This window comes from Tenacibaculum sp., assembly GCF_050290165.1.
In the GTDB taxonomy this organism is placed as follows: domain Bacteria; phylum Bacteroidota; class Bacteroidia; order Flavobacteriales; family Flavobacteriaceae; genus Polaribacter.
Window position 1 is genome coordinate 145130 of record NZ_JBNKHD010000012.1, and the last position, 23214, is coordinate 168343.

Annotated in this window: 26 protein-coding genes and 3 tRNA genes; 15 read left to right on the top strand and 14 right to left on the bottom strand. The window is 31.9% G+C overall.

Annotated features, from left to right (window positions below; all coding sequences use genetic code 11):
* Positions 1-31: 31 nt before the first annotated feature.
* The 4 genes from ACQY6M_RS10035 to ACQY6M_RS10050 form a co-directional block, all read right to left on the bottom strand.
* Positions 32-358 (bottom strand): hypothetical protein, encoded by a 327-nt coding sequence (locus ACQY6M_RS10035; protein WP_428741540.1) that lies wholly within the window; start codon positions 356-358, stop codon positions 32-34.
* 395 nt (positions 359-753) lie between these two features.
* The gene (gene glmS / locus ACQY6M_RS10040; protein ID WP_428741539.1) at positions 754-2610 is read right to left on the bottom strand and encodes a glutamine--fructose-6-phosphate transaminase (isomerizing); all 1857 of its coding nucleotides are present in this window, start codon (positions 2608-2610) and stop codon (positions 754-756) included.
* A 7-nt stretch (positions 2611-2617) separates the two neighbouring features.
* The gene (locus tag ACQY6M_RS10045; protein WP_428741538.1) at positions 2618-4165 is read right to left on the bottom strand and encodes a DUF4270 family protein; all 1548 of its coding nucleotides are present in this window, start codon (positions 4163-4165) and stop codon (positions 2618-2620) included.
* A 9-nt stretch (positions 4166-4174) separates the two neighbouring features.
* Positions 4175-4990, bottom strand: a complete 816-nt coding sequence (locus ACQY6M_RS10050) for a glycogen/starch synthase (RefSeq protein ID WP_428741537.1) — start codon at positions 4988-4990, stop codon at positions 4175-4177.
* Positions 4991-5086: 96 nt separating this feature from the next.
* Between ACQY6M_RS10050 and panC the strand changes: the two genes are divergently transcribed.
* The 4 genes from panC to radA all read left to right on the top strand — a co-directional run bounded on the left by panC (position 5087) and on the right by radA (position 8721).
* The gene (panC, locus tag ACQY6M_RS10055; RefSeq protein ID WP_428741536.1) at positions 5087-5938 is read left to right on the top strand and encodes a pantoate--beta-alanine ligase; all 852 of its coding nucleotides are present in this window, start codon (positions 5087-5089) and stop codon (positions 5936-5938) included.
* Between the two features lie 83 nt (positions 5939-6021).
* Positions 6022-6372, top strand: a complete 351-nt coding sequence (gene panD / locus ACQY6M_RS10060; RefSeq protein ID WP_028891458.1) for an aspartate 1-decarboxylase — start codon at positions 6022-6024, stop codon at positions 6370-6372.
* Between the two features lies 1 nt (position 6373).
* The gene (locus ACQY6M_RS10065; protein ID WP_428741535.1) at positions 6374-7324 is read left to right on the top strand and encodes a lysylphosphatidylglycerol synthase transmembrane domain-containing protein; all 951 of its coding nucleotides are present in this window, start codon (positions 6374-6376) and stop codon (positions 7322-7324) included.
* A 35-nt stretch (positions 7325-7359) separates the two neighbouring features.
* Complete coding sequence (radA, locus tag ACQY6M_RS10070) at positions 7360-8721, top strand: DNA repair protein RadA (protein WP_428741534.1); 1362 nt, start codon at positions 7360-7362, stop codon at positions 8719-8721.
* 2 nt (positions 8722-8723) lie between these two features.
* On the opposite strand, the gene ACQY6M_RS10075 is transcribed toward radA, so the two are convergent.
* From ACQY6M_RS10075 to ACQY6M_RS10095, 5 genes are all read right to left on the bottom strand, one after another.
* Positions 8724-10928 carry a transglycosylase domain-containing protein gene (locus tag ACQY6M_RS10075; RefSeq protein WP_428741533.1) on the bottom strand — a complete coding sequence of 735 codons (2205 nt, stop codon included), beginning with the start codon at positions 10926-10928 and terminating at the stop codon, positions 8724-8726.
* Positions 10929-10977: 49 nt separating this feature from the next.
* Entirely contained in the window at positions 10978-11793 is an 816-nt protein-coding gene (locus tag ACQY6M_RS10080) for a purine-nucleoside phosphorylase (protein WP_428741532.1), read from the bottom strand.
* A gap of 148 nt (positions 11794-11941) precedes the next feature.
* A tRNA-Leu gene (locus ACQY6M_RS10085) sits at positions 11942-12027 on the bottom strand.
* Between the two features lie 60 nt (positions 12028-12087).
* Positions 12088-12173 (bottom strand) — tRNA-Leu (locus ACQY6M_RS10090).
* A gap of 23 nt (positions 12174-12196) precedes the next feature.
* Positions 12197-12268: transfer RNA gene (locus tag ACQY6M_RS10095), tRNA-Gly, on the bottom strand.
* 184 nt (positions 12269-12452) lie between these two features.
* Here ACQY6M_RS10095 and cyoE point away from each other — a divergent pair.
* The 10 genes from cyoE to tsaB all read left to right on the top strand — a co-directional run bounded on the left by cyoE (position 12453) and on the right by tsaB (position 19778).
* Positions 12453-13355: a heme o synthase gene (gene cyoE, locus ACQY6M_RS10100; RefSeq protein ID WP_428741531.1), complete on the top strand. Its 903-nt coding sequence runs from the start codon at positions 12453-12455 to the stop codon at positions 13353-13355.
* On the top strand, positions 13355-13939 hold the full coding sequence (locus ACQY6M_RS10105) for a cytochrome c oxidase subunit 3 (protein WP_428741530.1): 585 nt from the start codon (positions 13355-13357) through the stop codon (positions 13937-13939). The genes cyoE and ACQY6M_RS10105 overlap by 1 nt, the downstream gene beginning before the upstream one ends.
* Positions 13940-13995: 56 nt before the next feature.
* Positions 13996-14979: a cytochrome c oxidase subunit 3 gene (locus ACQY6M_RS10110; protein WP_428741529.1), complete on the top strand. Its 984-nt coding sequence runs from the start codon at positions 13996-13998 to the stop codon at positions 14977-14979.
* Between the two features lie 19 nt (positions 14980-14998).
* Positions 14999-15340, top strand: a complete 342-nt coding sequence (locus tag ACQY6M_RS10115; protein WP_428741528.1) for a cytochrome C oxidase subunit IV family protein — start codon at positions 14999-15001, stop codon at positions 15338-15340.
* A 65-nt stretch (positions 15341-15405) separates the two neighbouring features.
* On the top strand, positions 15406-16053 hold the full coding sequence (locus ACQY6M_RS10120; RefSeq protein ID WP_428741527.1) for a hypothetical protein: 648 nt from the start codon (positions 15406-15408) through the stop codon (positions 16051-16053).
* 12 nt (positions 16054-16065) lie between these two features.
* Positions 16066-16713: an SCO family protein gene (locus tag ACQY6M_RS10125; protein ID WP_428741526.1), complete on the top strand. Its 648-nt coding sequence runs from the start codon at positions 16066-16068 to the stop codon at positions 16711-16713.
* A gap of 3 nt (positions 16714-16716) precedes the next feature.
* Complete coding sequence (locus ACQY6M_RS10130) at positions 16717-17238, top strand: DUF420 domain-containing protein (RefSeq protein ID WP_428741525.1); 522 nt, start codon at positions 16717-16719, stop codon at positions 17236-17238.
* A complete protein-coding gene (locus ACQY6M_RS10135; protein WP_428741524.1) occupies positions 17231-17446 on the top strand; it encodes a hypothetical protein in 216 nt (71 codons plus the stop codon). Before ACQY6M_RS10130 ends, ACQY6M_RS10135 begins: the two co-directional genes overlap by 8 nt.
* Before the next feature lie 194 nt (positions 17447-17640).
* Complete coding sequence (locus ACQY6M_RS10140; RefSeq protein ID WP_428741523.1) at positions 17641-18963, top strand: TolC family protein; 1323 nt, start codon at positions 17641-17643, stop codon at positions 18961-18963.
* 140 nt (positions 18964-19103) lie between these two features.
* A complete protein-coding gene (tsaB, locus tag ACQY6M_RS10145; protein WP_428741522.1) occupies positions 19104-19778 on the top strand; it encodes a tRNA (adenosine(37)-N6)-threonylcarbamoyltransferase complex dimerization subunit type 1 TsaB in 675 nt (224 codons plus the stop codon).
* Here tsaB and ACQY6M_RS10150 read toward each other — a convergent pair.
* The 3 genes from ACQY6M_RS10150 to ACQY6M_RS10160 form a co-directional block, all read right to left on the bottom strand.
* Positions 19775-20581, bottom strand: coding sequence for a mechanosensitive ion channel family protein (locus ACQY6M_RS10150; protein WP_428741521.1), 807 nt, complete (start codon positions 20579-20581; stop codon positions 19775-19777). The genes tsaB and ACQY6M_RS10150 overlap by 4 nt on opposite strands.
* Positions 20582-20639: 58 nt before the next feature.
* Positions 20640-20993: a DUF1304 domain-containing protein gene (locus ACQY6M_RS10155; RefSeq protein ID WP_428741520.1), complete on the bottom strand. Its 354-nt coding sequence runs from the start codon at positions 20991-20993 to the stop codon at positions 20640-20642.
* Positions 20994-21060: 67 nt separating this feature from the next.
* Positions 21061-21261, bottom strand: coding sequence for a dodecin family protein (locus ACQY6M_RS10160; RefSeq protein ID WP_428741519.1), 201 nt, complete (start codon positions 21259-21261; stop codon positions 21061-21063).
* A gap of 195 nt (positions 21262-21456) precedes the next feature.
* Here ACQY6M_RS10160 and ACQY6M_RS10165 point away from each other — a divergent pair, with 195 nt between their 5' ends.
* A complete protein-coding gene (locus ACQY6M_RS10165; RefSeq protein ID WP_428741518.1) occupies positions 21457-21804 on the top strand; it encodes a toxin-antitoxin system YwqK family antitoxin in 348 nt (115 codons plus the stop codon).
* A 55-nt stretch (positions 21805-21859) separates the two neighbouring features.
* Here ACQY6M_RS10165 and ACQY6M_RS10170 read toward each other — a convergent pair whose 3' ends face one another.
* Both ACQY6M_RS10170 and purN read right to left on the bottom strand, forming a co-directional pair.
* Complete coding sequence (locus ACQY6M_RS10170; RefSeq protein ID WP_428741517.1) at positions 21860-22498, bottom strand: viroplasmin family protein; 639 nt, start codon at positions 22496-22498, stop codon at positions 21860-21862.
* On the bottom strand, positions 22491-23060 hold the full coding sequence (gene purN, locus ACQY6M_RS10175) for a phosphoribosylglycinamide formyltransferase (RefSeq protein WP_428741516.1): 570 nt from the start codon (positions 23058-23060) through the stop codon (positions 22491-22493). Before purN ends, ACQY6M_RS10170 begins: the two co-directional genes overlap by 8 nt.
* Positions 23061-23214 lie beyond the last annotated feature (154 nt).

Below are 23214 nucleotides of genomic sequence, written 5' to 3' on the forward strand. Positions count from 1 at the left end.
AGGTTTTTTTGTTGGGGAATTAATACTGAGTTTAATTTTGCTTTTTAATAGTTAAAGGCATTTTATAGATACTATTATTTAGTTCTAAATTTTTGTCAATAGTTTTATGGTTTAGTTTACTTTTGATGTAATTATGTATTTTTAAAGTATCACAATCGATATCTAAGATTATAATCTCACCGTTTTTAGTTATTAAAAGTTCTACAGTGGTTTTTACATCTTTGTCAAGAACAAAATTTGGTTTACCTAGAAGTTGTACAATTTTTGTTCTAATTTGTTCTTTTTCTGGATTATCATTTGTAGAAAATACAGAAGTGCTCATTAAAGTAACGAATGCTAATACAAATAACTTTTTCATTTTTTAGGGTTTAAGGTTTATAAAGATTTATTGATAAATTTTATATTGTAAAAGTATTGTAAAAGAGTGTGTTAAGTGTGTTTTTGTTGGTTAATAAAGTATTGTGTTTAAGTAAATTGAGTTTTGATTTTATACGTGTTTTACTTCAGGTTAACATTGAAGAATTTATTTCTTTTTATTGCTTTTTTTTGAAAAGTTTTTAAGAATTAAACTTGATTTTGTAGAACTTATAAATTTATCTCTTTAAATAGTGCCCAATTTGTTAATTCAGAAGGTTAGTTTTATGTTATCGACTTCTTATGTTTTAGAAAATACTTTTCATAGATTATTTTAAAAATGTAGTATAAAAAATCCTGAGAACTTCTCAGGATTTATAGTATTGAAAATAATCGATTTTATTCAACTGTAACCGACTTTGCTAAGTTTCTTGGTTGATCTACATTTTTACCTAACATAACAGCTATGTGGTATGATAATAACTGGAATGGTATAGTAGTTAATAAAGGAGTAAATGCTTCTTCAGTATCAGGAATTTCAATCACATGATCAGCAATTTCTTTTACTATTTCATCACCTTCTGTAACAACTGCGACAATTTTACCACTTCTTGATTTTATTTCTTGGATATTACTAACTACCTTTTCGTAATGTCCTCTACTTGTTGCGATTACAAAAACAGGCATATTTTCATCAATCAAAGCAATAGGTCCGTGCTTCATCTCAGCTGCAGGATATCCTTCTGCATGTATATATGAAATCTCTTTTAATTTTAAAGCTCCTTCTAATGCTACAGGAAAGTTAAATCCTCTACCTAGATATAGACAGTTTTTAGCATCTTTATATACGGCAGCTATTTCTTTAACTTGCTCATTAATTTGCAATAATTTCTCAATTTGTGCAGGAATTTGCTGCATTGTTTGTAAATAAGTATTTACTGCAGATGTTGATAAAGTTCCTTTAGCCTGAGCAAGTTTTAAGGCAATTAAAGAAAGTATTGTAATTTGAGTAGTAAAAGCTTTAGTAGATGCTACTCCAATTTCAGGTCCAGCATGTGTATAAGCTCCAGCATGCGTTTCCCTTGCAATTGAAGATCCTACAACATTACAAATACCAAACACAAAGGCTCCTTTTGATTTAGCTAATTTAATAGCCGCTAATGTATCTGCGGTTTCTCCTGATTGAGAAATGGCTATAACAACATCTTTAGGAGTAATTATTGGGTTACGATATCTAAACTCCGAAGCATATTCAACTTCAACAGGGATACGTGCCATATCTTCAAAAAGATATTCACCAACCAATCCTGCATGCCAAGAGGTACCACAAGCGACAATAATAATTCTATCTGCATTTAAAAACTTAGAGATATTATCATCAACACCGGCCATTCTAATTACGCCTTCATTTGCTAGCATTCTACCTCTATAGGTGTCTATAATTGCTTTAGGCTGTTCGTATATTTCTTTCAGCATAAAGTGATCGTATCCACCTTTTTCTATCTGTTCTAGATTTAGTTGTAGTTTTTGAATATTGGCATCAATTTCTTTATCGTTTTCAATCTTACGAACTTTAATACCTTTATCTTTCTTAATAATGGCAAGTTCACCATCTTCAAGATAAATTGCATCTTTTGTGTATTCTATAAAAGGAGAAGCATCAGAAGCCACAAAAAACTCTTCATTATTTTTTCCGATTCCAATAGCTATAGGGCTCCCTAATCTAGCTACTACTATTTCATCGGGTTTGGTTTTGTCAAAAACGGCAATAGCGTAAGCTCCAATTACATTTGTTAATGCTAACTGAACAGCTTTGCCTAATTTACAACCTTCGGTCTTTTTTATTTCTTCAATAAGATTTACTAAAACCTCTGTGTCGGTATCACTTATAAATTGATAACCACGAGAGATTAGTTCCTTCTTAATAGTGTCATAATTCTCAATAATTCCATTGTGAACAATCACTAAATCTCCCGATTGAGAAAAATGAGGGTGTGAATTGACATCGTTAGGAACACCATGAGTAGCCCATCGAGTATGGCCAATTCCTATTTTACCTTTTTTTCGCTCTTCTTCCTTGTTAATTATTACTTCTAAGTCAGAAACTTTTCCTTTGGTTTTTGATAAATGCATAGTCTCTCCATCATACATCATGATACCAGCGCTATCATAGCCTCTATATTCTAAACGTTTTAAACCATTAATTACGATTGGATAAGCATCTCTATGTCCAATATATCCTGTTATTCCACACATAACTTTCTTACTTCTCTTTTGAATATGATATTTTTAAAACTGCTCTTTTAGCTCCATTAGCTGATTCATCCCCATCTAACAAGATAACTGATCTAGGGTTCCAATTGTATGTTTTAATACTAGTTTTTAACGTGTTGTTAATTACCGGATTATCTGTAGGATTATACACTTTTAGAACCAATGGGTCAGTAGTAAAGTCTTCTTCTCCATTTAATAGTTTAGAAATATAATCAGTAATTCTAAAGGTGTATTTTTCAGGAGCATCATCATCGGTTTTTTGTAATAGGCCTCCATATGTTGAAGGGTTGTTATATGCATCTGAAAGTTGAGTTGGAGAAGTTCCTCCAGTTCCATTATCTTTATTTTGGTATAAAAATAGTTGTTGAGGAAGAAGGTTAGCCTCCGTGCTTATGGTTTGATTAACATAAAAAGTTAATAAAGCATCATTAATTAACCAATTGTTACTTCTTAGCTCTTGGAGTTTAGTGTTATCTATAATTGTAACTTCTGCCAAGCTACCAGCAGTACCTTGAATAACAAAATTATTTGCAGGAGCTGGTGAACTAGCCGGAGTCATTTTATAATGGCTATTCTTTATTCCTGATAATGGAAAAGAATATTTTTTGTTTATAGTATCAGTTACTGTTGTACCGTTCATTATAGATTTTGTGTAATAAAAATCTAAAGAAGGAGCAGGTGATGAGGCAAGGTTAAAAGGAACTAAAACACCATCGTTACCAGTGGATTCAATAATTAAACCTCTAAAATAATTGTTAAATTCATCTTTTGAAGAAAACTCAGTACTTTCAAACTTATCCCAAAATAGACTTTTCATTTTGTTAACATCTAATGGGATCGCTAAAAAAGGAATAGCTATTGTATCGTTACTGACAATTTTAGTTACTCTAATAGTATCTTTATATGTGTTAGAAGGATTTATTCTATCAACCCTATCATAATCATAATAAGTATGAGTTGTTTTTGGGGTAAAAGTAAAATTTGATACCTCATTTAAGTCTTGAATATCTTCATAATCAGAGTCAGAGAAAAAAGTATTCTTTTTAGATGGATCACTGGGGTTTAATATATTAAGGTAGGTATTATTTTGTTTTACAACAACAGAGGTTCCAACACTAGTATTTCCTAAAATCGAGTCTAACTTAAAACTTGTGACCCCATCTGTAGTTCCAGTAGAAGTTGCAGGATATGGAAGTTTTAAGATAACCTTTTCTAAGGTTAGAATAGTATCAATCCCTGCTGTATTTTTTAATTCAGAAACGTACCCAACCTGCGAGATAATTGAAGCTTCAATTTTTTTCGCATTCGGATTGTTATATACTCCTAACCAATATTCGCTAATGCTAGCATTGATATTATCGGCTTGAACATTTTCAATATTTATAGGGTTTATTTCAACATCTAATAAGATTTCTCCTGTTTCAAATTTTGTATTATTAACTACATTTGTACCAATATCACTAAAGTCTTTTTCACATGATATAATAGCTGCAAAACATAACAGACTAATACCTAGTACACCAATTTTTCTAATCATTCTTTTGTATTATTCGCTTAATTCTAAAACGTTTTCTTTGTAAAATTCTAAGTATGCTTCAGTTAAAGTTTCTTCTGACTGAAAATCTAAGACTTTAGTATTGCTTTCTTCAATAAAATCTTCTATTTCTTTTGGTAAAACTTCACTACCTTTTATAACAGCATCTGAATTTTCAATAGCGCTCTTTAAAATGTTAGTATGACTTGGCGTTTCGATTGTTGCAGCTTTTGATTCTTCAATTTTATCAAAACGAACTTTATTTGCCATCTCTTTATTTAAATCTTCAATGTCACTATTGTAAAGCGAAGTTACAATCTTACTTTCAGCAAACAATGGTTCTTCTTTATAAAATTCTCTTAAATATAGAGGTAGCATTGAGGCCATCCACCCATGAACATGGATAATGTCTGGAGCCCAATTTAGTTTTTTAACTGTTTCAACTACACCCTTAGCGAAGAAAATCATACGCTCATCATTGTCGTCAAATAGTTTGTCATCTTCGTCAGAGTATACAGCTTTACGCTTAAAATACTCATCATTATCAATAAAGTACACTTGCATTCTTTCTTTAGGAATAGAAGCAACTTTAATTATTAAAGGCATGTCCATGTCGTTAATAATTAAGTTCATACCTGATAAACGAATTACTTCATGTAATTGATGCCTTCGCTCATTAATCACACCGAAACGAGGCATGAAAATACGAGTTTGAATTCCTTTAGAATGTGCATTTTTAGCAACATTAAATGCAGTAGACGATAATTCTGTTTCGGGTAAATATGGTATTACCTCAGACGAAACATATAAAATTCTCTTATCCTTCATTAAATCGGTCTCTTTTATTGAAGGTGCAAAAATACGAAATATAATGCAAAAATCGTGTTAAATTGCTAATTTTGCATGCATTTCAATAAATAAACAATGAAAATTTTTACGCAAAAATCCGAATTAAAAGCGTTTTTATCTCCTTTAAAAAAAGAAAAAAAATCTGTCGGATTTGTCCCTACTATGGGAGCTCTACATCAAGGGCATTTATCACTAATAAAAAAAGCAAAAAAGAAAAATGATGTTGTGGTAGTTAGTGTTTTTGTAAACCCTACCCAGTTTGATAATAAAGAAGATTTAGATAAATACCCTAAAACTTATGAGAGTGATGTGGTTTTGTTAGAGTCGGTTGATTGCGATGTGTTGTTTTTTCCTTCGGTAGAAGAAATTTATGCAGAAAATATAGTTTCAGAAAAGTTTGATTTTGATGGATTAGAGCATCAAATGGAAGGAAAGTTTAGAGATGGACATTTTGATGGAGTAGGTACCATTGTAAAAACCTTGTTTGAAATTGTAGAGCCCAATATTGCTTACTTTGGGAAAAAAGACTTTCAACAGCTGCAAATCATCAAAAAGTTAGTTGAAAAGTATAAGCTACCAGTAAAAATAAAGGGAAGACCTATTTTTAGAGAAGAAGATGGATTAGCAATGAGTTCTCGAAATGTACGATTAACCAAAGAACATAGGGAAGTGGCACCATTCATTTATAAAATCTTAAAAAAGGTAAAAAAGAAATTCGGAATAAAAAATGCTGAAGAATTAACAGAATGGGTGGAAAAACAGTTTAAAAAACATCCTTTATTAGAGCTTGAATATTTTACTATTGCAGATGAGCAAACGCTACAAACAGCAACAAACATTGAATCCAACAAAAAATTCCGTGCTTTTATAGCTGTTTTTGCAGGAAACATTCGTTTGATTGATAATATAGGTTTGAAAAGCAAATAAATTACAGTTTTCTAAAGTTTGTAAGATGTTAAAATCATCTAAAAACAAGATGCTAATCATTAAAAAACAACTATTTTTGCAGCATGTTAGTACAAGTAGTAAAATCTAAAATACACCGTGTTAAAGTAACTAATGCGGATTTAAACTATATAGGAAGTATCACCATTGATGAAGATTTAATGGATGCTGCTGGAATTATTGAAGGAGAACGTGTACAGATTGTGAATAACAATAATGGAGAGCGTTTAGAAACGTATGCAATTCCAGGACCAAGAAAAAGTGGTGAAATAACTTTAAATGGAGCGGCAGCTCGTAGAGTTCAAAAAGGAGATGTACTTATTTTAATTGTATATGCTTTTATGGAATTAGAAGAAGCTAAGAAATTTAAGCCACAATTAGTGTTTCCTAACGAAGAAAACAACTTGCTAGAATAGTTTGAGTACACCAGTAAAGAAAATTGCAAAAATACTATTACCTCTCATTTTGGGAGGTTTTTTAGTTTGGTATTCATTGTCAAAAATATCAATCGAAACCTTATTTCAATACTTTAAAAATGCTAACTATGAATGGATAGCATTAGGGCTATTTTTTGGTGTTTTAAGTCATTTATCACGTGCTTATCGTTGGAAGTTTTTGCTAGAGCCTATGGGGTATAAACCTGATTTTGGTAATAGCACTATGGCGGTTTTGGTAGCTTATTTGGTAAATTATGCAGTACCAAGAGCAGGAGAGGTATCGCGTGCAGCCGTAATGACGAACTATGAAAGCATTCCGTTTGAAAAAGGTTTTGGAACTATCGTTGCAGAAAGAATGGCTGATTTAATAATGATGCTGACAATTATAGCAATTACCTTATTTGTTCAATTTGATTTTATTTTTGAATTATTAACCAAAAATTTTGACCCTATTAAAATTGGAATTCTGTTAGGAGGGTTAGTTTTGGTGTTTGTAGTTTTTACAAGATTTGTAAAAACAGCAAAATCAGGAATCGGATTAAAAATCAAGAATTTTGTAGTTGGATTAATAGAAGGAGTGACCAGTATTTTCAAAATGAAACAGAAATGGGCATTCATATTTCATACAGTATTTATTTGGGTAATGTATGTGTTAATGTTTTGGGCAACGATTCCAGCAATTGAAGGATTACATGTTCCGTTAGGAGGAATCTTAATCGGTTTTATCGCTGGTGGATTTGCTATTGCAGCTACTAATGGTGGAATAGGGTTGTATCCTGTAGCTGTTGCTGGAGCCTTAGCATTATTCGGAATTGCAGAAGAACCAGCAACCGCCTTTGGTTGGATTATGTGGACAGCTCAAACTCTTATGATTATTGTCTTCGGAGGATTAGCGTTTTTGCTATTACCAATCTATAATAAAAACAAATAGTTTTCTTTTCTTTGTAGGTAAATCTTACAAATCTAATGGCAAAAACCAAAACTACTTTTTTCTGTCAAAACTGTGGTGCACAACATGCACAATGGGTAGGGCAGTGTGGCTCGTGTAAAGAATGGAACACTATTGTTGAAGAAGTGATTCAAAAAGAAGAAAAAAGAAGTTGGAAATCGCCTTCAAACATCCAAAAAAGAGTAGCAAAACCTTTACGAGTTGAAGATATTCAATTGAATCCAGAAGAGCGTTTTGGCACTAAAAATCAAGAATTAGACACAGTTTTAGGTGGAGGATTGGTGAAAGGAGCGGTGGTGTTGTTAGGTGGAGAACCAGGAATTGGGAAGTCTACTTTACTGTTGCAAATCGCTTTACAAATTCCACAAAAAGTGTTGTACGTGTCTGGTGAAGAAAGTCAGTCGCAGATAAAAATGCGTGCTGAACGTGTAGAAGGAAAAAATCCTAACTGTTTAATCCTTACAGAAACCAATACACAACAGATTTTTAAAAATATTGAAGATGTCCAGCCTGATGTTTTGGTAATAGATTCTATCCAAACCTTGCATACGGATACCATTGAAGCATCACCAGGTAGTATTTCACAAATACGTGAAACTTCAGCAGAACTTATCAAATTTGCGAAAGAAACGGCAACTCCTGTATTATTGATTGGCCATATTAATAAAGAAGGGCATATTGCAGGACCTAAAATTTTAGAACACATGGTAGATGTGGTATTACAGTTTGAAGGAGACCGAAATCATACCTACCGAATTTTACGCTCGCAAAAAAACCGTTTTGGATCTACAGCAGAATTAGGAATCTATGAAATGTTATCTGATGGGTTGAGAGAAGTATCGAATCCTTCAGAAATTTTAATCTCTAAAAAAGATGCTGATTTAAGCGGAACTGCAATTGCTTCAACATTAGAAGGAATTCGTCCGTTAATGATAGAAATTCAAGCGTTGGTTTCAACAGCGGTTTATGGAACTCCACAACGAACAACCACAGGGTACAATCTGAAACGCTTACATATGATTTTGGCAGTGTTAGAAAAGCGTGCAGGATTCAAATTAGGAGCTAAAGATGTGTTTTTAAACATCACAGGGGGAATTCAAGTAGATGATCCTGCGATAGATTTAGCAGTCGTAGCGGCGATTTTATCATCAAACCAAGATTTAGCTATCAATCCAGATGTGTGTTTTGCTGCAGAGGTTGGTTTAGCAGGTGAAATTCGTCCTGTATCTAAAATAGATCAACGTATTATTGAAGCAGAAAAATTAGGCTATAAAACTTTTGTAACTTCAAAATACAATAAAATTACTAGTAAAAATCATTCTATAAAATTGATTTTAGTGAGTAAGATTGAAGAAGCTTTTGCTACACTATTTGCTTAGATTTATTGTTGATTAGTTTTTGGTTCCTTTTTCTTTCCAAAAAGTCTATTGAAAAAACCTTTAATTCCTTTTTCCTTGTAAGGAGGACAATCGATTGAGGAAGAAATTTCTTCTGGAATGTCAAAAGGGGTTAAATATTTGTTCTTTAATTCAGAATTATTTTCTATTTCCTTAAGTATGTTAGCTACAATAGGTAATGCTAAAGAAGACCCCGAGCCATTTCCACTATTAAAGTGTATTTCATTTTTAGAAGTCCCAACCCAAGTGCCAAGAACAATGTTAGGGGTATAAGCCATAAACCAAGCATTGGTATAGTCTTGTGCGGTGCCTGTTTTACTTGCTAACGGACTTTTAATTTTATAAGTGCTTCTTATTTTAGCACCTGTACCTTGTTCAACAGCTTGTTGTAAAATAGATGTTAGGGTTTGTGTGCTTTCTTCCGTAAATACTCTTTCTGCTTTTTGTTCTTTATTTTCATAAAGAATATTTCCTTCTTTATCGGTAATTTTATGAATCATGTACAAATCATTCATTTCACCATTATTAGCAAAAGCACCATAAGCTCTTGTGGTTTCAAAAAGAGATAAATCAAGTGTTCCTAATGCAATAGATGGAGCATCATCAGTAATTTTAGGAAATTGTAATTTTTCGCAAGTGTTAGTTAGCCACTCTTTCTCTAGCTTAAAATAGAGATTTACACTAGGAATGTTCATAGATTTAATTAATGCATACCACAAAGCAACTTTACTATCTGGAGTAGTGTTATGGTCAGCATTTTGAGGTTTCCAATTATCAAACTCAGGATATATTTTTTCTTCGTTATCAAAATAGTCACAAGGTGAAAATCCATTTTCTAAAGCAGTAGTATATAAAAACGGTTTGAAAGCGGAAGCTATTTGACGATGTGATAAAACCATATCAAATGGGAGCGTTGTGAAATTATTTCCACCAACCCAACTTATTACAGCACCGTTTTTCGGATTTGTAACCAAAACAGAAGCATTCAACATTTTAGCATAATACCAAAGACTATCAATCTTGTTTCCAGTAATGGTTTTAGTACTATCCCAATCAAATAACTTCAAAGTTCTATCTTGTTTGTCTTTAGCTGTAAACTGTTGTTTTTTTAACCACCTATTTTTTAAACTATTTGAAGCTAGTTCTTTGTCTAACTGTTTTTGTTTGATAACGAGTTGTTCTTTTGCAGCTTTTTCGGCAATTTTCTGGATAGTATGATTTAGCGTTGTGTAGATTTTTAAACCATCTGTTTCTAAGTTATACGTACTGTTTATAGAATCATTAATCGTTTTTATGAGTTCAGTAGCTTTTTTCTTTACCTGATGTGTAAAATACCCCGCGGTTACATTTAAGTCGAGATTGTTATAGTTAAGTGCAATGGGTAGTTTTTGTAAACTATCGGTAGTTTGTTTGTTTAAATACGCTTCGTTGTTCATTAATTGAAGAACCGTATTGCGGCGTTTTTTAGCATTCTCTGGATTTAACCTCGGATTGTAATATGTATTAGCCTTTAACATACCCACAAGCACAGCAGCTTCTTCAATTTTTAATTCATTGACAGATTTATTAAAAAATCGATTGGCAGCAGATTCTACTCCAAAATTATTTTCACCGAAAGGAACCGAATTCAAATACAGCAATAAGATTTCATCTTTTGTGTATAAATTTTCCATTCGACTCGCTATGATAAGTTCCTTGATTTTGTTTATGGGCATACTTAAAAAACCATGATACTGTCTACCATAGAGGTTTTTAATTAATTGTTGCGTAATGGTACTTCCCCCACCGCCAGATGCATCTCTTAGTAAAATACTCCTAAAAAAAACGCGAGCATAACTTTGACCATCGTAACCATTATGAGAATAGAATCGCTTGTCCTCTGTAGCAATGAGTGCTTCTTTTAAATGATTGGGTATCTGTTCTAATTTGACATTTGTTCGGTTTTCTGCAAATACTTTTCCGATAATAACATCGTCTGATGAATAGATTAAAGAAGCTTCTTCGTTAATGATAGATGTTAATTCTTCTTTGTTAGGTAATTTACCAAACACTTCAAAATACACTAAAGAAAATAACAGTATTACAGAAAGAACCCCAAAAAGAATTAATCCTGTTGTGTATTTCAACAAAAGCCGTAAACTTTTTTTCTCTTTAAGTTGAAGCTGTATTTTGTTAATTATTTTCATCATACTATGAAAACGGATTCTGATTGGTGAAATTGTGAAAGTACCTGTAGTGCTATAATTTATCAATTAATCCTTTAAAGAGTGTAATCATTTTCGGTTCAGTTTTACCAGCAATTTCAATAATTTCACTAATATCTACAGGGTGTAAATTTTTAGGGTCACATTCGTCGGTTAATACCGAAACTGCAGCACAGGGAATGTTGAGTTGTTTGGCTACAATGACTTCAGGAACGGTACTCATTCCTACAGCATCAACTTCTAATATTTGCAACATTCGGTATTCAGCTCTAGTTTCTAATTGAGGTCCTACAACACTAGCATAAACACCTTCTTTTAAATCGATATTGTTTGTTTGGGCAATTTCTTTCAATTTAGCATTCAATTTTTTAGAATACGGTTCTAGCATGTCGGCGAAAATATTTCCGAATTGGTTAGCTCCTTTAAATGCTAAAGGAGAACTTCCTTGTAAGTTTAGATGGTCATCAATTAGCATGATATCTCCTTTTTTATAAGAAAGATTGATGGCACCAGCGGCATTTGAAACCAATAAAGTGTTAATTCCTAAAGCGTGCATGGTTCTAATTCCGTAGGTTACTTCCCATAAGTTGTAGCCTTCGTACATATGAAAACGACCAGACATTACCAGTACTTTTTTTCCAGATAAGATTCCGTAAATCAATTTTCCTGAATGAAATTCTACTGTAGCTTGAGGGAAATGTGGAATTTCTGCATATGCTACTTCTTGTTCAATAGCAATTTCATTAACTAATTTGCCTAATCCTGTTCCTAAAACAATTCCAATTTCTGGATTTGTAATGCCTTTATTTTGAAGAAATTCTTTAGTTTCTTGCAATTGTTGTTTTTTCATTGATGTATTGAAGTAATCTTGTTTAAAGATCGATTACAAATGTACATTAACTTTCTTAAAATTGTAGAAGGCTTGTTTTGCTAAGGTTTATAGAGTAATGAAAGGAGATAAAAACAAAAAAGCCTTAACAAATTTGTTAAGGCTTTAGTACAGAAGGCGGGACTTGAACCCGCACGAGCATTACGGCTCATTGGATTTTAAGTCCAACGTGTCTACCAATTCCACCACTTCTGCGTTTATATTGTTAAATGACTACTTTTAAAAATAAGCCTCACTAATAAAAGTGAGGCTTAGTACTGAAGGCGGGACTTGAACCCGCACGAGCATTACGGCTCATTGGATTTTAAGTCCAACGTGTCTACCAATTCCACCACTTCAGCATACTCTCTTTAAAAAAGGCTTGAGCGAAAGACGGGATTTGAACCCGCGACCCTCACCTTGGCAAGGTGATGCTCTACCCCTGAGCTACTTTCGCGTAGTCATTTATTATTTTAATGAACGTGCATTGCTGTGAATGCGGGTGCAAATATAACACCATTTTTTTAATTACAAAGCAGTTTTTTATTTTTTTCATTTTTTTTCAAATTTTAATTCCAGTAAAAATTTATGGTGGTTCAATAAGAATAAAATATCTTTGCAAAAATTTTTTAAAAATAGAAGTGAATTCCGTTTCATCTGTACATAAAAAGACCTCGATTAAGACAGTTATTAAAGACTTTAAACAATTAACGAAAGTAGGATTATCTGTTAGTGTGGTTTTTACTTCTATAACAGGATACTTATTAGGAGCCGATACTATTAATTATACTACAGTTTTATTATTAGCTTTAGGAGGGTATTTAATGGTAGGTGCTTCAAATGCATTTAATCAGGTAATTGAAAAAGATATAGACGCGGTGATGCAACGAACAAAAAATCGCCCGTTACCTTCAGGAAGGATGTCAAATACGACAGCTTTAATAATTGCAACACTATTTACTATTGGAGGAATTGCTATTTTATATGCAATTGATCCTAAGTGTGCATTGTTTGGGGCAATTTCTATCTTTTTATATACGAGCGCTTATACACCGTTAAAAGCAGTAACACCCTTGGCTGTTTTTGTAGGAGCCATTCCTGGTGCTATTCCTTTTATGTTAGGTTGGGTAGCAGCAACAGGCAAGTTTGGTATTGAAGCTGGATTTTTATTTATGATTCAGTTTTTTTGGCAGTTTCCACACTTTTGGGCAATAGGTTGGTTACAGTTTGAAGAATATAATAAAGCAGGGTTGCATATGTTACCCATGGATAAAAAAGACAAAGGGGCAGTGGTGCAAATTATTTTTTATACCTGCATTATGATTTTGATGTCAATAGCGCCTGTATTAAAAGTAACTGGTAATTTTTATATACATCCATTAACAGCGGTTATTATATTACTATTAGGAGTATTGATGTTGTATTACGGAATACTATTATACAAAACAGAAAAGAACACAGATGCGCGTAAACTAATGTTAGCAAGTGTTTTTTATATTACAATTGTACCCATAATATATGTGGTTGATAAATTTTTACATTAATGAGTGAACAAAATATACAAGAGGAGTTAAAAGTAGCCAAACGTAAATCGGCAAAACCAATGTTATGGATTGCCATGATTAGTATGGTTATGTTTTTTGCAGGACTTACAAGTGCTTATGTAGTAAGTATGAATCGTGAAGATTGGATTACGTTCGATTTACCTCAAGCGTTCTATGTGAGCACAGTGTTAATTGTTTTAAGTAGCGTTGCACTGTTTTTTTCACAAAAATTATTAAAGAAAGATAATTTACAAGGCTCATTTATCCTATTGTTGCTTACCTTAGTACTAGGGTTGGGCTTTGTGTTGTATCAATATATAGGGTTTAATGAGTTGAAAGATGCAGGGTTGTATTTTACAGGACCAGAGAGTACTGTGTCTACATCTTTTATAATAGGAATAACTTTTATGCACGTTTTACACCTTTTAGCAGGAGTAATTGTGTTATTGGTTGTTATTTATAATCATTTTAAAAAGAAATATTCATCAGCCGATATGCTTGGGTTTGAACTGGGTGCAATCTTCTGGCATTTCGTAGATGTATTGTGGATTTATCTATTTTTCTTTTTCTATTTTATTAGATGATGAAAAATGCGTAATTTTGGCGCACTGATTTAACAAAAATTAACAAAAAGAGATTTATGGGAGCAAATATTGCTGTAAATTCTGACAAAAAAGAAGCCTGGGGCGGAGGTGGCGCTAAGCCATTTGGAGCTAGTTATGGTAAAATGATGATGTGGTTTTTCATCTTATCAGATGCATTAACTTTTTCTGGCTTTTTAGCGGCGTATGGTTTAACACGTTTTAAATTTATTGACTCTTGGCCAATTGCCGATGAGGTATTTACACACTTTCCAGGGTTACACGGTGTACACGCACCAATGTATTATGTAGCATTAATGACATTTATTTTAATTGTATCATCAGTAACTATGGTGTTAGCGGTAGATGCAGGTCATAAAATGCAACAAAAAAAGGTTGCTTGGTATATGTTTGCAACTATTATTTTCGGTATTATTTTCGTTGGATCACAAGCATGGGAGTGGAAAAATTTTATTGGAGGTTCTTATGGAGCTGTAAAAACTACTGATAATCATATCTTACAATTTGTTAAAGATGGTCATCAAATAGCTTTAGCAGATTTTGTGCATAATGAAAGAAAAGACGGTAGAGTTGAGCACCAAAGAGAAAATGGATTATGGTTCGAAAAAGAAGGAACTATTTCTCAATACTCAGTAGCACAAGTTCAAGAAGCATTTAAAAACGATCCTTCTTTATTAATCAGAACAGAGCAATTAAGTCCTGATACTAAGAAAAAAACAATCTTATCAAGAGAAGAAAGTTTAGCTCAATTAGCAAAAGCTAAAATGGTAGTTGAAGGGGCAAACTTACATGTAAACGAATATGGGAACCCAATTTTTGCAGATTTCTTCTTCTTTATTACTGGTTTCCACGGTTTCCACGTATTTTCAGGAATCGTAATCAATATTATCATTTTCTTTAATGTTGTGTTAGGTACGTACGAGCGTAGAGGACACTACGAAATGGTAGAAAAAGTAGGTTTATATTGGCACTTTGTAGATTTAGTTTGGGTATTTGTATTTACCTTCTTCTACTTAGTATAATCAAAAAACAATAGTAAAAATGGGTCACGCACACGAATCAAATACAAAAAGAATTTGGATTGTTTTAGCAATCTTAACAATAGTAACAACGGTAGAGGTTGCTTTAGGTATTATAAGACCAGGAGTATTAGTTTTTAATGACTTTTTAGGAACTCATATATTAAACTGGATATTTATTATCTTAACCTTAGTTAAAGCATATTATATAGCTTGGTCTTTTATGCACTTAGAAGGCGAGAAAACTTGGTTTAGACGCTCAGTTGTTTGGACAGCAGTATTCTTAATTTGCTATTTAGTAACCTTAGTGTTAATAGAAGGTGGTTACTTATACGATACACTATCACCATTAGTAAAATGGTAGTAATATTAAAATAAAGAAAAGAGGTGGTGTTAAACCACCTCTTTTTGTATTCAACTTATAATAAAATGAGTATACCAAAAAAATATATTGTATTGTTCGCACTATTTATAGTGCCATTGTTGTTTTATATATTTTTGTCATTAGGAATTAATAATTTTGCAAAATTACCAGTACTCACCAAAAATGTAATTAACGTTTCTTCAATTAGTAACGAGCATCAATTTGATAATAGAATAACAATTGTTACTTTTTTAGGAACTAAAGTAGGAGAAGTTAAAGGAGAGTTGTTTAATCTTAATGAAAAAATATACAAGCCTTTTTATGGATTTAAAGATTTTCAACTTATTGTAATTGCTCCAAATGAAGTAGAAGCGGATGTACAAAAGCTTCAAAAAGAAATAGGAGCTTATACTAATATGGTGAAATGGAGTTTTGTTTTTGCTGATGAGCAAGAAATAACCATGTTATATAATAGCTTCAATACAAACCAGTCATTAGATACTAATTTGCACTCATCAAAAGCCTTCATAATTGACAAAGATGTTAACTTAAGAGGACGAACAGATGACGAAGATAGTGCAGATGGTAAATTATTTGGATACGATATGCAATCTGTAGCAAATCTTAACAATAAAATGAAAGATGATGTAAAAGTTGTATTAGCAGAGTATCGTTTGGCATTAAAAAAGAATAACGCTGATAGAGAAATTTAGAATAGTTGAATTATGAAAAAACAAAATTATTCATACGTAGGTATTTCATTTATAGTATTACTTTTTGGTATTTATGCTATTCCTAAAATTATAGCACATTTTCAAACTGCTAATTTGCATAAGTTTAATAAAGTTCCTGTCTTTGAGTTTGTAGATCAAAATGGAAAAACCATAACTAATAAAGATTATGAAGACAAAGTGTATGTGGTTGAATTCTTTTTTGCTACTTGCCCTACAATTTGCCCATTAATGAATAAGCAGATGGTAGAGATTCAAAATGAATTTATGGGGAATCCAAATTTTGGAATAGCTTCGTTCTCTATTACCCCAGATATTGATACTCCAACTCAGCTAAAAGAATATGCTAAAGATAATGGAATTAATCATAAAAACTGGCATTTATTGACAGGTAAGTCTGAAGATGTGGTATATGATTTATCAAATAACGGATTCAAATTATATGTTGGTAAAGGAGAGGTAAGTCATGGAGGATTTGAGCATTCAGGGTTATTTGCCTTGGTAGATAAAGATGGATACATCCGTTCTCGTTATGACGAACATGGCAATCCAATTATGTATTACCGTGCATTAGATGAACATAATTTCGGGAATCAAATTCAAGAATTAAAAGAAGATATTAAGTTATTATTGAAAGAATAATCAATGAGTACAGACGAGAAAAAATATAAAAAGTTTATTACGATTGTATCTATTGTTATACCTATAGCAGTAGCTGCTTTATTTGGAATAAGAATCCCTAATGTAGAACCATTGTCTTTTTTACCTCCAATATATGCAAGTATAAATGGATTAACAGCGGTTTTATTAGTAGCTTCGGTTATATCAATTAAAAATGGTAAAAGAAAATTACACGAACAGCTAAATACAACAGCAATTGTATGTTCAGCATTGTTTTTGGTAATGTATGTTGCATATCATATGACATCTGATTCTACTAAGTTTGGAGGAGAAGGAATAATTAAATATGTGTATTTATTTATTTTAATAACGCATATTTTATTGTCTATTGTAATTATCCCATTTGTGTTAATTACATTTATGAGAGCAAGGTTAGGAAATTTTCCTGAGCATAAAAAAATAGCTAAAATTACATTTCCTTTATGGTTATATGTAGCGGTGACAGGAGTAGTTGTGTATTTAATGATATCGCCTTATTATGCGTAAAAAGTTTTTATTATATCTGTTATTTATCGGTTTTTCATCAAAAGCTTCAGCACAATGTGCTATGTGTAAGGCTGTAGTTGAAGGAGGTAATGAAACTATCGCTGAAGGGGTGAACAATGGAATTACTTATTTAATGGTGTTTCCTTATATTTTAGTAGGAGTACTATTCTATTTTATCTATCGCCACAAAAAGAAAGCAAATAGTTAAAATCTACAAATAGAAATATTTTTTTGTAACATATAGTATTTTTATTCGTCATATAAGCGCAGTTACAAATAATTAGCTGTTTTATACAGTGTTTGTTAAACTGTTAATGGTTTTTCTAATTAACAGAAAAGCAATATATTTCGTTTTTGAAATATCAATTAGCTAATAATTTTAAACAAAAAAATATTCATCTTTTGAAGACAAAAATTGCATTATTTACGGCTATACTTACTTCTGTAGCTGTTTTTTCTCAAAAACAATGGACCCTTAAAGAGTGTGTAGATTACGCTATAAAAAATAATATTACAGTTAAACAAAATCGTTTAAATGTACAACTAGCAGAAAAAGATGCTGAAATTGCCAAAGGGAACTTTTTACCAGACTTAAGTGCTTCAGGTAACAGTTCTTTAAACTTTGGTTCTTCGATAGGGCAAAATGGAACAAGGGTTTCTGCAGACAACTTTAGATTAAGTGGTAGTTTAAGATCGTCTACTACATTATTTAATGGTTTTAGAAATTTAAATACTTATAAACAAGCCAAATTAGGAATTAAAGGAAGCGAATTAGATTTAGAGGTAATTGAGAATGACATAACACTTAATGTTGTTAATACCTACCTAAATGTTTTGTTTGCTAAAGAAAATTTAAATGTAGCAGAAGTACAAGCAGAAATTAGTAAAAAACAAATAGAAAGAGCCAAGGCTCAGTTTGAAGGCGGAGCAATACCTAAAGGAGATTTATTGAATGTTCAATCTACAGCAGCTACTGATGCACAAAACGTAATAACACAACAAAATAATTTAGATTTATCTCTATTAAGTTTATCTCAATTATTACAAGTTTCATCTGAAAACTTTGATGTAGCTAAGATTGAGGTTGATACGCCATCAGTATCATTATTATATAACAGTTCAGATGTTGTTTTCAATAAAGCGATGACTACTAGAGCAGAAATAGCAAAGGCAGAGGTAAGTGTTGAAAATGCCGATTTTGGTATAAAGATAGCGAAAGGAGCCTATTTACCTACATTGTCTTTTGATGCTAGTGCAGGAAGTTCATACCAACATTTTTTTAACGATGCTTTTTCAAACACATATCTTTTCAAACAGATAAAAGATAATATGGGATACGGTTTAGGTTTATCTCTTAACATTCCTATATTTAATCGTTTTCAAACAAAAAATAGAGTAGCCAAATCGATGATTAATAAAGAGCAATCTGAATTGGCATTGGAAAATGAAAAATTAAAATTACAGCAAACTATCGAGCAAGCTTTTTTAGATGCTAAAGCAGCAGCTAAAGCTTTTGAAGCAGCTCAAATATCTTTAGAAGCACAACAAGAAGCCTTCAAAAATGCACAAGTAAGCTATGATTATGGGTCTATGACTCAGTTTGATTTTGACCAAGTACGCAATCGTTTGGTGAATGCAGAAGGAGCCATGATTAGAGCAAAGTACGATTATGTATTTAAAACAAAAGTATTGAAATTTTACTACGGAGAATCAGTAGTAGATTAATCAAAAAGAAATATTTATTGTTGGAAGAACCTCGTTAGACTTTTTGCTAATGGGGTTTTTCTTTATGAGAATAGAGAAATGGTTAAACACTTTTATAAAACTTTATATAAAATGTATCTTTGCCAAAAATAAATTTCAGTTTGGCAACAATCTTAAATATAGAAACAGCAACAAAAAACTGCTCGGTTAGTTTAGCTAAAGATGGAAAAACTTTAGCGATACAAGAATTGAATGACGGTAATTATTCTCATGCAGAAAAGTTACATCCATTTATTCAAAAAGTACTTGAAGAAGCAAATGTTTCAAATAATCAGATTGATGCAGTTGCTGTAAGTAAAGGTCCAGGGTCTTATACTGGTTTGCGTATAGGTGTTTCAGCAGCCAAAGGGTTGTGCTTTTCTTTTGATAAGCCATTAATTTCAATTGAAACTTTACAATCATTAGCGCATCAACTTACTGCTGAGGAAGGTGTAATTGTACCGATGTTAGATGCTCGCCGTATGGAAGTGTATTCGGCTGTGTATGACACAAACTATAAACAAGTAAGAGAAATTAAAGCTGAAATTATTGATGAAAATTCATTTCAAGAATATTTACAAAAAGGGAAAGTGTATTTTTTAGGGGATGGAGCTGAGAAATGTAAAGAAATAATTACGCATGAGAATGCAGTGTTTTTAGATGCTAAATATCCATCGGCAAAAGAAATGTCACAATTAAGTTTTGATAAATACAAAAAAAACGACATCGAAGATGTCGCTTATTTTGAACCTTTTTACTTAAAAGATTTTGTGGTAACGCCTGAAAAAAAACGTTAACCTTGTTTTTGTATTTCCACAGAATGAGGATAAGGGATTTCAATTCCAGCTTTGTCTAAAGCTAATTTTATATTTTCTGTAGTTTTAAAATAAACGTCCCAGTAATCTGTAGTGTTAGCCCAAGGTCTAACAGCAAAGTTTACTGAACTATCAGCCAATTCAGATACGTTAACTGTAGGGGCTGGTTCTTTTAATACTTTTGGATTTGAAGTTAAAACTTCCATTAATACTTCTTTTGTTTGTTTAATGTCTGCATCATAAGAAACGCCAAAAGTTAAGTCTACACGTAACTTTCCTTCTGCAGTATAATTGATGATGTTTCCATTAGATAAAGCTCCGTTAGGTATAATGGCTAATTTGTTTCCTGGAGTATTTACATGGGTAGTAAAAATTTGTATTTCTTTTACAACCCCAGTTACTCCTTGGGCTTCTATAAGATCTCCAATTTTAAAAGGTTTAAAAACCATAATTAAAGCCCCACCAGCAAAGTTTGATAATGAACCTTGAAGGGCCAAACCAACGGCTAATCCAGCAGCACCAATTATGGCGGCAAAAGAGGTGGTAGCAACACCAAGCTTTGAAATAACTGTAACAAATAGTAAAGCTTTTAAAGACCAGCTAAACAAGTCTCCTAAAAATTTTTGCAGCGTAACATCTAATCCCTGTTTTTGCATTACCTTTTTTGAAGCTCTAACGATAAAACGAATAGCCAATAAACCAACAATTAAAATGGCTAATGCGGTTAAAACTTTTGGAGCATAATCGATGGTGAGTTCTTTTAATTTTTCAATGTACTGTTCCATAATTGGTATGGTAGTTTAAGTTATTAATAAATGATTTATAGCAGTAGTTTGTTTGTTGTTAAAGCATCATGCTAATGAATGCTACTATAGCTGGTATAGACTGGATGACAAAAATACGAGGTTTTTTTGTGGAATAAGCACCGTAAAGTCCAGCTACAAAAACACAACTAATAAAAAAGATGGCTACATCAGTTTTTTGAGATACTATTGCCCAAATTAAACCTGCGACAATAAAACCGTTGTATAAACCTTGGTTTGCGGCAAGAACTTTAGTTTCTTCGGCAAACTCTTTTGATTTTAATCCAAAAGTCTTGATACCTTTAGGTTTTACCCATAAAAACATTTCTAAAACAACTATATAAATATGGATTAATGCTATTAAGCCTAAAAAAAAGTAATGTGTATTATTCATAGAATTATTTGTTAGTTTACAAAAATATACGGTTTTGATAATTATCAAAACCGTAAGAAGTAATTAGTTAGTTAACTTCAAAAGTTACTTTTAGATTTACTCTAAACTCTGTAATCTCATCATCGTTTACCACAACACTTTGTGATTGCACAAATGCAGATTTGATTCCTTTTATAGATTTTGAAGCTTGTTTAATTGCTTTTCTCGTAGCATCTTCCCAATTTTTCTCAGAATTTGCTAAGATTTCAATAACTTTCATTACAGCCATAATGTATTTTTTAAGGTTAATGTTATGTAAATTTAGATCAATGTTATGTAAACATAAACTATTTAAAAGTAGTTTTTTCTTTATAATCAGTTATTTATGTGTTTTAATGTTAATTTAATGTTATCTAAATGTTTCAAATATGTAAAATTTTATTATATTTGTAGAGTCAGGTATTAACTTTAAAAAATTTTAGATATGAAGAAATTAATAATAGCTGCTTGTATTTTGTCAGTATCATTATTACAAGCTCAAGAAGTAGAGCCAAAGTTTGAAAAAGCTGGAGACTTAGTGAAAGCGACTTACTTTTACAAAGACGGAAAAATTAAAGAGCAAGGTTTCTTCAAGAATAAAAAATTAGAAGGCACCTGGACTTCTTTTGATGAAAAAGGAAATAAAACTGCCATAGGTCATTATGAAGCTGGAAAGAAAGTAGGGAAATGGTTTATGTGGAAAGAAGACGGTTTAAAAGAAATCGACTTTAAAGATAATGCTATAGCAAGTGTACAAACTTGGAAAGAAGAAACTAAAATGGCTATTAAGTAAGTTAGTATTTGAACTAAGATATATAATGAAACCGAGTAAATTTTTACTCGGTTTTTTATTTTCTTCCAAAATCAGCGGGAATTTCTCCCCAAGCCTTAGTTTCCCATTTTAAAAGAGGGTTTTTATAAGAGTTTTGTTGTAGCCAGTTTTCTGCACGTTTAATTAAGTCTAGAATTTCTTTATTAGAACTGTCAAAAACAATATTCGTTCTGCATTGTTTTTGTTTAACCCATCCCATAGCTATTTTTGAGTCAGAATAAATAGGGTATAAGTCCATTTTTTTGCTTTTCAATAAGGCAATACCATGAACTAAAGCTAAAAACTCACCTATGTTATTGGTTCCATTTTTAAAAGGTCCCATTTTAAAAATTTCTTTTTTGCTATGAGTTAAAACACCTCTGTATTCCATCAATCCTGGATTTCCTGAACAAGCAGCATCAACCGAAATGCTTTCTAAAATAGGAGTTCCATATTTAGCCTTTTCTGTAGCTGATAAGGTAGGTTTTTTGGTGTCTTTACCTTTGTATTCGTTATAACTTTTGCTAAAAGCAATTTCAGCCTCTTTTTTATCAGCAAAAGCTTTGTATTGAGCTCCAGTAAAACCGTCAATTTGTTTTTTACATGCATCCCAAGATGAAAAAACACCTGTTTTTTTACCTTTCCAAACGACGTAGTATTTTTTCTTTTTACTCATTTTGTAAAATAACCTCTTCAATTACCTTCGGAAAGTGCTCATATTCTAATTTATGAACTTTCTGAGCAATGGTTTCAGGAGTGTCTTCAGAAGAAATTGAAGTTTTTGCTTGAAAAATAATAGCCCCTTCATCGTAATTCTCATTCACATAGTGAATAGTGATTCCTGTTTCAGGCTCTTTATTTTCTTTTACAGCCTTGTGTACATGCATCCCATACATCCCTTTTCCTCCATATTTTGGTAATAGTGCAGGGTGGATATTGATAATTTTATTAGGGAAAGCTTCTATGATTTTTGCCGGAACTCGCCATAAAAACCCCGCTAAAACGACAAAATCTGCTTCTACCTGTAAAAAATTAAGTACTGTATCGTCTTTTGTAAAGCTTTCTTTGTCGAATAAAGAAGCATCTACACCTAATTTTTCACAACGATCAAAAACTTTAGCTTTTTCATTGTTAGACAGCACATGAGTAACAATTGCAGTTTGAGTTGATTGAAAGTATTTAATAATGTTTTCTGCGTTACTGCCTGACCCAGAGGCTAAAATCACGATGCGTTTCATGTTAAATTTCAGTAGTTATGTTACTACAAAAAAAAGAATAATTATTAACAATGATGGTATTTGTAGTAAAATATTCAGGTATTTTTTTTAATTTAGACATCACATTTTTGAGCAAAAGTTAGAATTAATAACTAAGATTTGTATTTTTGCCACG